The 11,839-nt window shown below is 56.5% G+C and carries 10 protein-coding genes; 6 read left to right on the forward strand and 4 right to left on the reverse strand.

Annotated elements, in window-relative coordinates; translation table 11 throughout:
• Nucleotides 1-284 precede the first annotated feature (284 nt).
• Complete coding sequence (locus VGE80_RS02890) at nt 285-902, reverse strand: hypothetical protein (protein WP_440591615.1); 618 nt, start codon at nt 900-902, stop codon at nt 285-287.
• 356 nt (nt 903-1,258) lie between these two features.
• Between VGE80_RS02890 and VGE80_RS02895 the strand changes: the two genes are divergently transcribed.
• The 6 genes from VGE80_RS02895 to VGE80_RS02920 all read left to right on the forward strand — a co-directional run bounded on the left by VGE80_RS02895 (nt 1,259) and on the right by VGE80_RS02920 (nt 8,290).
• Nucleotides 1,259-2,509, forward strand: coding sequence for a cysteine desulfurase-like protein (locus tag VGE80_RS02895; RefSeq protein ID WP_373652981.1), 1,251 nt, complete (start codon nt 1,259-1,261; stop codon nt 2,507-2,509).
• 297 nt (nt 2,510-2,806) lie between these two features.
• The gene (locus tag VGE80_RS02900) at nt 2,807-4,108 is read left to right on the forward strand and encodes a PQQ-binding-like beta-propeller repeat protein (protein WP_397569339.1); all 1,302 of its coding nucleotides are present in this window, start codon (nt 2,807-2,809) and stop codon (nt 4,106-4,108) included.
• Nucleotides 4,109-4,294: 186 nt separating this feature from the next.
• Entirely contained in the window at nt 4,295-5,548 is a 1,254-nt protein-coding gene (ribA, locus tag VGE80_RS02905; protein ID WP_440591616.1) for a GTP cyclohydrolase II, read from the forward strand.
• Between the two features lie 114 nt (nt 5,549-5,662).
• Nucleotides 5,663-5,983, forward strand: a complete 321-nt coding sequence (locus VGE80_RS02910; protein WP_373652984.1) for an ArsR/SmtB family transcription factor — start codon at nt 5,663-5,665, stop codon at nt 5,981-5,983.
• Nucleotides 5,984-6,059: 76 nt separating this feature from the next.
• Nucleotides 6,060-6,620 carry a rhodanese-like domain-containing protein gene (locus VGE80_RS02915; RefSeq protein ID WP_440591617.1) on the forward strand — a complete coding sequence of 187 codons (561 nt, stop codon included), beginning with the start codon at nt 6,060-6,062 and terminating at the stop codon, nt 6,618-6,620.
• A 20-nt stretch (nt 6,621-6,640) separates the two neighbouring features.
• Nucleotides 6,641-8,290 (forward strand): FAD-dependent oxidoreductase, encoded by a 1,650-nt coding sequence (locus VGE80_RS02920; protein ID WP_440591618.1) that lies wholly within the window; start codon nt 6,641-6,643, stop codon nt 8,288-8,290.
• A 329-nt stretch (nt 8,291-8,619) separates the two neighbouring features.
• Here the strand turns inward: VGE80_RS02920 and VGE80_RS02925 are convergent, their stop codons facing one another.
• The 3 genes from VGE80_RS02925 to VGE80_RS02935 all read right to left on the reverse strand — a co-directional run bounded on the left by VGE80_RS02925 (nt 8,620) and on the right by VGE80_RS02935 (nt 11,452).
• Nucleotides 8,620-9,645, reverse strand: a complete 1,026-nt coding sequence (locus VGE80_RS02925) for a dihydrodipicolinate synthase family protein (protein WP_373652987.1) — start codon at nt 9,643-9,645, stop codon at nt 8,620-8,622.
• 273 nt (nt 9,646-9,918) lie between these two features.
• Complete coding sequence (locus VGE80_RS02930) at nt 9,919-10,656, reverse strand: sensor histidine kinase (protein ID WP_397569336.1); 738 nt, start codon at nt 10,654-10,656, stop codon at nt 9,919-9,921.
• Nucleotides 10,657-10,873: 217 nt separating this feature from the next.
• Nucleotides 10,874-11,452: a response regulator gene (locus VGE80_RS02935; RefSeq protein WP_373652989.1), complete on the reverse strand. Its 579-nt coding sequence runs from the start codon at nt 11,450-11,452 to the stop codon at nt 10,874-10,876.
• Between the last annotated feature and the right edge of the window lie 387 nt (nt 11,453-11,839).

Raw genomic sequence — 11,839 nt, forward strand, 5'->3', positions numbered from 1 at the left:
TCGCAATGGCGTCAACGTCTTTTGCCAGGCCAATGAGTGTCGCTTCATCCGTGGCAGTTGCTTCAACCAGTTCTGCCCTGGCGGCCCCCAGAATCTTCTTTTCAATCTCCGCATCAGGCCAGGCACGGTCCGTCAACAGCACACGTAAAGCACTCGACATTGTCATCCTCTCACCAGACTCAAAACCCCCGCGACGCAGATGTGCGGGACTCACTCCATTGATTCAGACAGTACTGATTCAGACAGTCTCGGAGAGACTCCGATCACTTACTGCCAGCAGTAGATTACCAGACACCCCACCCGCCGAAACCCGTGTTTCCATAGATCACAGGGCTCATAAAACCGGGGGCACCAAATCCGAACCCGCCGTAATTGACGACTCCCCAGCCCAACCCGCCGACACCGAACGAATTGTACCCGTAGGCTCCATTCGACATCAGCATCACCTGCTGGCTGTTGATCAGGTTCTGTCTCACCAGATTCTGTGTCATCTGCCCTTCAAGCAGACGTCGGTTGTACTCCCGTTTCAGATGGTCCCGGTAAGCTTCCGCCTGCTGCAGATCCAGTTTTGCCTGGTCCATCGCCGGTTGTTCGCCGGTTTCGATTTGAACGCGGGGTTTCTGCTCTTTTTGAGCAGCTCGCTCTCGATAAGCCGCGACCAGAGCGCGGACCTGTCGTTCATTCATCCGCCCCAGCATCCGTTCCACTTCCGCAGACTTCTGAGGATCGAATGACATATCGACGATCAACTGAGCCAGTAACCACGCCCGTAAATCTTCGACCTGTTCGGCTGTCGCGGGGGAGGGAGCTGCCGCAGCGACCGGGGCGGGGGCGGGAGGAAGGGGAAGATTGTCCAATTCGGCCTGCCCAAACAACGCCAGACTGATCATGAGAGCGTGCATCGCAGTTCTCCGCCGACAGTAAGAAGGACCAGCATTTTCCGAATTTCACGGGCCATAACAAAAAGTATACGCAAACGATTCTCTGAAACAATAACGTCATCGGAAGCACCACCGTTCCGAGACTCCAGCTCGCTTCTGTGATCTGCTGCGGAAAAGGAGCAGTTGATGATGGCGCAGAGAACGATCATTCGACGGAGTGACTTGCCTCCCACAGAGCACCACCCCCCCGTGAAGCCGCAGCCGGCCCGTCGCTTCTGACGAGTGGCAATTTGAATAGCCGGCCATTATCGTCGCGAAGAGTGACTCACTGACTGCCATGCTCACTCTGTATTCCCTCTCTTTCACGGACAACCTGAATGGGTTCAGCCACCGACTTTCCGATTGACTGGTGCCGAAATCAGTTTCCTGCACTTCGCCGCACAGTCTCCGGCCACCCTGCGGCCTATTTTGATGGACCGGGGGGAAGCCAGGTCCCATCACGCGTCGCCGAATCGATTGGAAATTACCTTCTCCACACCAACGCCAATCGGGGCGGACAGTACGCAACTGCCCGAGAGAGTGACGAGTTGCTGGAGTCGGCGCACGAGACGCTGGCAGTCTTTCTCAACGCGGCTCATCCTGAATCCATCATCTTCGGCGCGAATATGACGACGCTCACCTTCGCCCTCAGCCGCGCCCTCAGTCGAACATGGCAGGCCGGTGACGAAATCGTCGTGACTCGTCTGGACCATGATGGCAATGTCACTCCGTGGGTGCTCGCGGCACAAGACGCGGGAGCCGTTGTCCGGTATGTCGATTTTCACAAATCCGATTGCACACTCGACCTGGCAGACCTGTATTCGAAACTTTCCGACAGGACCCGATTGGTCGCCGTGGGCTGCGCATCGAATCTCGTCGGAACCCTGAATCCAGTTCAGGAAATCTGTAAGCGAGCACACTCCGTTGGAGCTCAGGTCTTTCTGGATGCCGTCCACTATGCCCCGCACAGTCTTCCCGACGTCGAAGAGTGGGGCTGCGACTGGCTGGCCTGTTCGGCCTATAAGTTCTTCGGCCCCCACGTCGGCGTCCTGTACGGAAAACGGGACCTGTTAACGTCGCTGACTCCGTACAAGCTGCGGCCCGTCACCGAAACGCTGCCCGGTCGGTGGATGACGGGAACCCAGAACTTCGAAGGAATCGCAGGAACGAAGAGTGCCGTCGAATACCTGGCAGCCCTGGGACAGCAGGTCGACAATTCCGCCACATCACTCAGAGATCGATTACGCTCAGCGTATGCGGCCATCGGCACCTACGAGCGTAATCTGAGTGCAAAGTTGATTAATGGGTTGCTGACAATTCCCGAACTGAAGGTCTTTGGACTGACGAGCCCTGATCGTCTCGCCGATCGCACCCCCACGGTCAGTTTTGTGCACGACCGGTTTAAAGCGATTGACGTCGCTGACCGACTGGGGCAGGAGGGACTGTTCGTCGGCCACGGTAACTTCTACGCGCTTCAAGTGACCGAAAACCTGGGACTCGAACCTGACGGCGTCATTCGTGTCGGATTGATGCACTACAACACGTCTGGCGAAATTGACAGACTGCTTAACGCATTGCAATCGCTGTAGGTCTCAGCGGAAATTTTCCGCGGGGGACGACGAGTTCCTGCGGCGCGCTCCTGAATTGTGTAGTCGCCCCCCATTCGGTGAGAGGACCGACCGAACCAGACCCGTGACGTGAGGTTTCACGGGGCATTTTCAAATCGGCACACCCGTTCCGGCATGACAACGTACTCCCCCGTGTGGCATCTCCGCTGTGGGTGGAGATACGGCGAGGTTCGCTTTCCGCCTTGCACAGATGACGAAAAATCCCCCCCCATGCTAAGATTCGACCGTCTGGCTTCCTTCACAACTCAGGATTGAACTATGTCACGCAACTGGCTATGCCTGATTCTTCTCACTTCCACCGTCGCTCGTGCAGACGACTGGCCGCAGTGGATGGGTCCTCAACGAGACAACGTCTGGCGTGAAACAGGCCTCGTCGAAACGTTGCCGGAAACGCCTAAAATTGTCTGGCGAGCCCCGGTGGCTGGGGGATACTCAGGTCCTGCCGTAGCGAACGGAAAAGTCTATGTGACCGACTATGTCACTGATGACGATGTCAAAATCGACAATTTTGACCGCAAGGCTTCGACCGGGACCGAGCGCCTGCTGTGCCTGGACGAAAAGACGGGCAAATTGCTGTGGTCACAGCCTCACCCTGAAACCTATTCCATTTCTTACCCTGCTGGACCCCGCAGTACCCCCACGGTTCATGAGGGGAAGGTGTACGCCCAAGGGGCCGAAGGGCAACTTGCCTGCCTGAACGCAGACGATGGGAAAGTGCTTTGGGCAAAGAACCTCAAAGAAACATACAAGACGAAAGCGGCACTCTGGGGATACGCCAGCCAGCCGTTGATCGACGGTGATAAGTTTATTGTGATCGCGGGAGGTGAAGGTTCCCACTGCGTCGCTCTGAACAAGAACACGGGCGAAGAGATCTGGAGAACCGGGACCGCGAGTGAGCAAGGCTATTCCCCCCCGCTGATCATCCAGCAGGCTGGTGTCCGTCAGCTTGTGCTGTGCAGTCCCGATTCGATTTACGCTGTTGATCCAGAAACTGGCAAGCAACTGTGGAAACAGGACTACCAGGGTGACAACGGCTCGATCATCATGACGCCGATTCACCATGGAAACCACCTGTTCGTCGGCGGATATAACAACAAGAACATCCTGATCGAATTAGCGGCCGATAAACCCGGCGCGAAAACGGTGTGGCGAGATCAGGCGAAACGGGGAATTTCTCCCGTGAACGTACAGCCATTCCTGATGGACGGAAAGGTCTACGGTCTGGATCAGAGCGGTGATTTACGATGCTTTGAAATCCCGAGCGGCAAGATCACCTGGACCACTCCGCAGCCTCTGGGTGAACGCAAAGTGGGCAGCGGGACAGTCTTCCTGGTTCGTTCAGGTTCCACCGACAAGTTCTGGATGTTTGCAGAAACCGGAGACCTGATTATCGGTCAATTGACCCCGAAAGGCTTCACCGAGCTCTCTCGATCGCATGTGATCGATGCCACCAACACGGCGTTCGGTCGTGACGTCGTCTGGTGTGCTCCTGCTTTCGCCAACAAGCGAATGTACGTTCGCAATGACAAGGAACTGCTTTGCGTCGACCTGGCGAAATGATGATCGATGTGCCCGGATCGAACGTAGCCACCCCTGATCAGGAATCACCTGTCGGCCCGCTCAGAAGTGCGGCGGCCGACAGGTCGAATCTTGAATTCCGCTCGTTCGATCCTCACATCGGTGGTCCTCCCGCCTACAATTCCTCGCAATGATGCTTCCCACTTTCCGTTTTTTCGGCAAATGCAAATGACGATCGACGCCTCTTCGACTTCCGATCCCTTTTCCAGCATTGATGATGCACTCGACGCGATCAAGTCCGGCCGCCTGGTCATTGTCGTCGATTCGGAAGAACGAGAGAACGAAGGTGACTTCGTTTGCGCAGCGGAGAAGATTACTCCTGAACTCGTCAGTTTCATGTTGCGCTACGGTGCAGGGCTGTTGTGTGTTTCTGTCTTGCAGGAAACCGCGGATCGGCTGGGGTTGTCACCGATCGTCGATAGTCAGAAGAACACCGCTCCCAACCAGACACTGTTCATGACCCCCGTTGATCATCGGGATGCCGGCAGTGGGGTCAGTGCCGATAATCGCGCGAAGACAATTCTGGCGATGAGCGATCCAACTTGCCAGGCTGCCGACTTTGTTCGGCCCGGTCACCTCAATCCGCTGCTGGCAAAGGATGGAGGTGTTTTAAGGCGGACCGGACACACGGAAGCGACTGTCGACCTGATGCGGTTGGCAGGCATGAAGCCGGTCGGTGCCCTGATCGAAATCCTGAGCGAACAGGGTGGAGGGATGGCCGACTTTGAAGAACTTTCGTCGCTGTCTCGCAAGCTCAATATTCCGCTGATTTCGATTGACCAGATCATCCGCTACCGCCGCCGCCGTGAGCAACTGGTGACGCGCGAGGTCGAAACGCCCTTCGAAACGCGTGACTACGGCAAATTTAAGGTGATTGCCTACAGCGTGCAGCACGAAGATCAACAACCCCTCGCGATTGTCTGGGGTGATCTTCAGTCCGTTCCAGCGCCCCTGGTACGAGTCCACTCTTCCTGTTTCACCGGTGACGTCCTGGATTCGCTTCGGTGCGATTGCGGCGACCAGTTGCACATGGCCATGCGAATGATCAACACGGAAGGAACCGGCGCGGTCATCTACCTTCCTCAGGAAGGGCGGGGAATTGGCCTGCTGGCGAAACTGAAAGCGTACCAGTTACAGGACCAGGGTTATGACACCGTAGAAGCGAACCACAAGCTGGGCTTCAAAGCCGACTCGCGCGATTACGGGGTTGGGCTGCAAATTCTGAAGGATCTGGGCCTGTCGTCCGTTCGACTTTTGACCAACAACCCGCAAAAGATCAATGCCTTCCCGGGTTTTGACCTGACGGTGGTCGAGCAGATTCCGATTATCGCCCCGACGGAAAAACAGCGGGAATTCTACCTCGCCACAAAACGGGACAAGCTCGGGCACAAGTTGCCGGGCGGTGCTGGGCTGACAAAGTAACCCTTTTGTTTCCAAATCATTCCGTGAATAAACCGTTTCTCCTGCGTTGTCGCGTCCGGAAAAACTGATTGACCTGTCGAAATGTTCCGATACCTTGGTCAATGAGGAACGTAGATGAAGACCACGACCAACATCCCCAAAAATCTGTCGATGGAATCGTGGGAACGAGCTGCCGAGTGCCTCAAGACGCTTGCCCACCCGCATCGCCTCTTGATCGTGCAGATGTTGCTGCATGGACGCTATACGGTTGGGGAACTCGCCGAAGCATGCGGAATCCCCAGTCACATGGCGTCTGAACACCTGCGATTGATGCAGCGTTGCGGATTTATGGTCAGCGAAAAAGAGGGACGGAAAACGTACTACAAAGTCATCGAGTCTCATCTTTCAGACCTGATGGCATGCATCGAAGGGCGGTTTGGCAGCGAATCGGAATAACTCCGTCTCCTCTCGCGATGAGGAACGACGCGAGGCTTCCGTTCTGCGTGATGTCAGGAAACTACAGGAGCTTACCATGGGTGCATCGAGTATCTCACCGGCCAGATTTGCGGAACTTCGTCAGCAGGGGAAAAGCGTCGAACTGATCGATGTCAGAACGCCTGTTGAGTTTCGTGAAGTCCATGTCGACATCGCCCGAAACGTGCCTCTCGACCAGCTTGATCCTGCCGCTCTGATGAAGTCGCGGAAGGGATCGGGGGACGAACCCCTCTATATCGTGTGTAAGTCCGGAAGCAGGGGTCAGCAGGCATGTGACAAGTTCGTGAAAGCCGGATTTTCCAACGTGGTCAATGTCGAAGGGGGAACGAGCGCCTGTGTCGCAGCCGGGCTTCCCGTCGTGCGCGGCAAGAAAGCCATGTCGCTTGAACGGCAGGTCCGAATCGCGGCCGGTTCGCTCGTTCTCACCGGGGTCGTGCTCGGCTGGTTCGTGCATCCCTATTTCTACGGACTGTCTGCGTTCGTTGGTGCCGGACTCGTTTTTGCCGGAATCACGGACACTTGCGGAATGGGAATGATTCTGGCCAGGATGCCGTGGAATCAATGTCAATCCGATTCGGGCACGTGCCAGACAAACTGAGCCAACAGAACGGACGATCCATGAAACTGCTGATTGTCGGTGGTGTCGCTGGGGGAGCCTCGGCCGCAGCCCGTGCCCGTAGACTTTCCGAATCTGCTGAGATCATCGTCTTTGAGCGAGGCCCCGATGTCTCGTTCGCGAACTGCGGTCTTCCCTACTATGTCGGCGGCACCATCGCCGACCGGGACAAGTTGCTGGTCACGACCAGTGAACGGTTGAAAAGCCGATTCCGTCTCGATGTACGGACCAGCTCTAACATCGAAAAAATCAATCGAGCGGCGAAGACGATCGTCGTTCGTGAACAGGCGTCAGGACGTGTTTACGAAGAGTCCTACGACAAACTCATCCTCGCTCCCGGGGCCGCCCCCATGAAACCACCCATCCCGGGGGTGGACTTGCCGGGAATCCTCACTCTTCGCAACCTGCAGGATGTGGACCGGATTAAAGCTGCGGTCGACGCGGGAGTTCGGCACGTTGTCGTTGTCGGCGGTGGGTTCATTGGGCTGGAACTTGTGGAAAACTTCGTCCACAAGGGGATTCCCACCACCGTCGTCCAGTCCCAGGATCAGTTGTTGTCACCTTACGACAAAGAGATGACTGCACCCCTCGAACAGGTACTGAAAGAGAAGGGTGTGACGCTGCTGCTGAACAATACGGCGGAAGGATTCGAGCAGCAGTCCGAAGGCCTGATGATTCATCTGAAATCGGGGCAGCACCTTACCGCTGACCTCGTTGTGCTGGGAATTGGTGTTCGCCCCGAAAACCAGCTTGCGATCGATGCGGGACTACACGTCGGTCCTCGCGGCGGAATCCAGGTCAACGACACACTGCTGACCAGCGATCCAGATATCTATGCAGTGGGAGATGCCATCGAAGTCAAAGACTTTGGAAGTGGCGAGCCGACTCAAGTTCCGCTCGCCGGTCCTGCCAACCGTCAGGGCCGCATCGCCGCTGAGAATGTCTTCGGACGTTCGAGTCGCTATCGGGGAACACAGGGAACAGCCATTATTGGCTTCTTCGGCAAAACCATTGCCATGACGGGTGCCTCTGAGAAAACTCTGCGATTCACCAATCGCTCGTTCCGCAAGATCTACGTCCATCCCGCTCATCACGCTGGCTACTACCCTGGCGCTCAGCCAATGACGATCAAGCTCCTGTTCGACCCGAAGGATGGCCTCATCCTGGGAGCTCAGGCCGTGGGTGGTGAGGGGGTCGATAAACGGATTGATGTGCTGGCTGTGGCGATTCAGGCACGGATGACGGTATTCGACCTCGAAGAGATGGAACTGGCCTACGCGCCTCAGTTCGGCTCGGCAAAAGACCCGGTCAATATGGCGGGATTCGTGGCCAGCGGATTGATCCGAGGGGACCATCCCCAGACGGACGTGGAATCGCTGCTGGCCACTGCGTCCGATCAACGTCCCTACCTGATCGATGTCCGCACGCCGCAGGAATTCTCACAAGGAGCGATTCCGGGAGCCGTCAATATTCCGGTCGACGACCTGCGCGAGCGATTGAAAGAACTGCCAGCGAACAAGCCGATCGCCGTGTACTGTCAGGTAGGTCAACGAGGCTATCTGGCGACCCGGATCCTGCTGCAATCCGGGTTCACCGACGTGGTCAATATCGGCGGCGGATACAAGACTTACAAGCTGTTCTCTCCCGGATAACGGCGACCTTCAGCACGATCGAGCGTCTTGCCTTGCGACCGCAGAGCAAATTCATTCGACGCGGCATCCGACCAGGTTTGATTGACGAGAGCAGGGAAGGGGGGCCGCGAGATCCGACGTGGACCTATCCTCGCTCGCGGACCATCTCGCCAGGAAATGTCGCAGCTTCGTTGCACGTTTACGACAAAGAGGGCGATGCCGGCAACGGCACCGCCCTCAAATTGTCTCGTCCCCGGTCGAGTCAGCTCACGAACGCAGACGGATGCGACGGGCGATAATCGTGCTCATCCTGTCCACCTGCCTCGGAACCAGAACTTTTCCGTCAGACCTCATGCCAGGCCGCGACGTTTCAGTTCTGCTACGACCGCGTGAACGATCGTGGAAACTTCGCCCGGATTGGACGAACCTCCCAGCCCCGTGGAACAACCGGAAAGCGGTTCGTCCGTGAAGCCGTGTTGTGAGAGCATGCACTGAAGTTTGTCGGCAAGTTTGGCCAGATCAGCCTGCTGATCGTCGCTGAGAGGCTGACGTCCGACACCCGTTTCAAAGCCACGCAAGCGGACTGCCGTACGGAATCCATCAGGAAACTCGGCCGAGAACAGCATCGCATCGAACAAGGTGACGATGTCGTACTGCAATTCGCGGGCTTCGTCGATCCGGTACGCGAGCGTCAGATCGTACAGCTTTCGCATCAGCTCAGGGACAACACCCGAACTGGCGTTGGTCCCCCCGTCGCAGCCAATCAGCAGCATGGGCATCAGAGCGGCGTCCCATCCGGTCAGGAAACTGAATTCCGGACGTGAAGGACGAACCGCCTGAATCATGCGGATCATGTTCGGGATATCGCCGGAAGAATCCTTGATCCCGACAACCTTGGGGCAGTCTTCGGCGAGTCGCTTGACGGTTGGCACGTCGATGGGGCTGGCAAACATGGGGATGTTGTACAGCGTCACGTCGATCGGCGTGTTATCCGCAATTTCCTTGAAGTAGGCGTAAACCGCGCGAGGGCTCGACTTGTAGTAGAAGGGAGCCACGATCGCGACTGCGGTGGCACCCAGCTCGTAGTACTTCTCACAGGCCCGAACGGTTTCCTTCACATTGGCTTCGGCCGCCCCGGCGAGCACCGGAACCCGTCCACGGACCTGATCGCAGATGATCTCCATGATCCGAATTCGCTCTTCCACCGTGAATCGCGTGAACTCACCCGTCGAGCCGTTCGGATAGAGGCCATGCACCCCTTTTTCGATCAGCCAGTCGACATACCGTCGCAGTTCACTCTCATGGATTTCACCTCTCGAGTTCAGAGGGACGATGTTTGGTGTGAAGATCCCCTGCAGCTTGCCGCGTGATGGCATTTGAAGACTCTCAATATTTGGCAATTTGGCGAAGTTTAAAAACTTGTGTCAACTACACAGAATTTAACGGGTCTTGGGCCAGCGGTCACCGCTGGCTCCGCCGAAAATAATGATCGGCGTTGGTCACGAGAAATCACCACTAGTTTCGATTGGTGGGACCTCCAGAACAACCTATCAACCCTGTCCGGGACCGAAAATCGGATTAATCGCTGGCACGGATCGCTACGTGTGTCAAAAATCGACGCATTTCTTCCACGTGATGACGAAAATGGCTCACATTTTTTCGGCACACGGCCAGAGGATTCTCACGGTCGTCGGTCCCCCGGGATCTGACATAATCTCGATCTGCCCTCGATGCTGGTCCACGATTCGCCAGCATTTGCACAGGCCGAAACCGAGTCCTCTCCCTGCCTGTCGACCAGAAAAGAACGGGTCGAATGCGTGCTGACGTTCGATCTCCGTAAAGCCTTTCCCACAGTCAGTGATTTCGATCACCGCCTGAGACAATTGAGCCTGGGCCGAAATTTCGATGACACCGCCCTCCGGATGCATCGCCTGGACAGCATTTCGCATCAATTCGGAAACGACGATGGCCAGTTGTGTCGGATCGGCGTGCAGAGACAGGGACTCCGGGACCTTGTTCACGACCTGACATCTGCCACTGGCGAGCAACTCGGCCTGCCTGGTGATGGCCTGTGCCACGATCTCGCTCAGCAGGACGGCCCGTGGCTCAGGCTGAGGAGGCCTTCCAAACAACATCGCGTCACCGATCATGTCCCGAACGCGATACGCCTGGGCGCCGATGGACATGAGCATTTGTCGTCGTTGAGGATCCCGTTCCTCTTTCAACAGCATCTGGGCCCGTCCGATGATGGTCGCCAGCGGATTGTTAATCTCGTGGCCTGCCCCCGCGGCGAATTCCGCCAGGGCCTCAAGTCGGTCCCTGTCGGGCAGCACGAAGATTTTCTGCGCGTCGATCGGCGTCTCGGGTCTCTCCGCTGGTTCGGCCATCAATCAGAGCCTCGTTTTCTCAGTCGCGTGTGGCATACGTCTGGAGGGGGGCAGACATTACAATAGCACTCTTCATCGAAGTGAATTTTGGGAAGACGCTTGGACCAACCGACAGTCACCGACCACGTACTGGACTGAGCCCAGTCATAAAATGAGATTGAGGACGATGGCGCGCCATCGTCCTCAACCTCATCAATATTCAAACATCCGATCGAGCTTATGCCTCAACCGGTTCGACATCCAGCAATTTGCACATCCGTTCCACCAGAGCTTCGATTTCGAATGGCTTCTGCATGAAGTCGTTCGCTCCAGAGAGTTTCAGGTCCGCAATCTTGTCTTGCTCGACCATCCCGCTGATACAGATGATCTTTGTCCCGTCGAGGGCCGAGTCCATACGAACCCGCTGGCAAACTTCCTTGCCGTTAATATCGGGCAGCATCACGTCGAGAACGATGATGTCAGGACGGTATTCCTTGACCATCATACCTGCATCGAAGCCGTTGTTGGCGACGCGAATCTCGAATCGGCCGTCTGCTTCCAGCGCATCCCGGATCAGTTCGACCAGTTCCACGTCGTCGTCAACGATCAAGGCCTTGCGCCGACCACTTTCGAGGGCATCCGTAGGGATGCTGTTCTCTTTCATGAACCGATAGAGAATATCGCGAGGAATCCGGCGAAAACGTGAACCGGGGACGCGAAAGCCGCGCAGCTGTCCCGAGTCAAAACAGCGAATGATTGTCTGCTGACTGACTTTGCAGATCTTGGCGGCTTCGCCGGTTGTAAAAACAGTTTTCATACGGCAGCTCCTCCATCCTTTGCAGGGGCGCGCCCGCGGATGTCCCCGGGCTGAAAGAGATCTCCCGACACCTCGTGAGAGACCCGCTTCCACAGTTTGTCGAACAAGAAGGTGGCGAATTCGCGATCCATGAATTCACCCGTTCACTATCCACTATGCCGATTCTTCGTCATCCGTTGATAGTGCGGAACCTTCCGAATCTTCCGTGAGTACCGATTGTAACTATTCTGACAATTCGGTCAACATTCGTTTGCCTGTCTAAAGCTCCGGGGGGGCAAACTCGACCGAGATTACCCAGTAACGCGTTTCCTCGCCATCGACCTCACACCCCCGAAGGCCCGTCCTGACTAAGTGTCCAAACGTGGATGCCATCCGATCGATCGTGCT

Source organism: Schlesneria sp., from assembly GCF_036405755.1.
Classification (GTDB): Bacteria; Planctomycetota; Planctomycetia; order Planctomycetales; family Planctomycetaceae; genus Schlesneria; species Schlesneria sphaerica.

Coding starts and splice junctions, on each gene's coding strand:
- VGE80_RS02910 (WP_373652984.1), top strand. CDS start 5,663: ATGAAGACCACGACCAACATCCCCAAAAATCTGTCGATGGAATCGTGG.
- VGE80_RS02925 (WP_373652987.1), bottom strand. CDS start 9,645: ATGCCATCACGCGGCAAGCTGCAGGGGATCTTCACACCAAACATCGTC.
- VGE80_RS02900 (WP_397569339.1), top strand. CDS start 2,807: ATGTCACGCAACTGGCTATGCCTGATTCTTCTCACTTCCACCGTCGCT.
- VGE80_RS02935 (WP_373652989.1), bottom strand. CDS start 11,452: ATGAAAACTGTTTTTACAACCGGCGAAGCCGCCAAGATCTGCAAAGTC.
- ribA (WP_440591616.1), top strand. CDS start 4,295: ATGACGATCGACGCCTCTTCGACTTCCGATCCCTTTTCCAGCATTGAT.
- VGE80_RS02930 (WP_397569336.1), bottom strand. CDS start 10,656: ATGGCCGAACCAGCGGAGAGACCCGAGACGCCGATCGACGCGCAGAAA.
- VGE80_RS02890 (WP_440591615.1), bottom strand. CDS start 902: ATGCACGCTCTCATGATCAGTCTGGCGTTGTTTGGGCAGGCCGAATTG.
- VGE80_RS02915 (WP_440591617.1), top strand. CDS start 6,060: ATGGGTGCATCGAGTATCTCACCGGCCAGATTTGCGGAACTTCGTCAG.
- VGE80_RS02895 (WP_373652981.1), top strand. CDS start 1,259: ATGGGTTCAGCCACCGACTTTCCGATTGACTGGTGCCGAAATCAGTTT.
- VGE80_RS02920 (WP_440591618.1), top strand. CDS start 6,641: ATGAAACTGCTGATTGTCGGTGGTGTCGCTGGGGGAGCCTCGGCCGCA.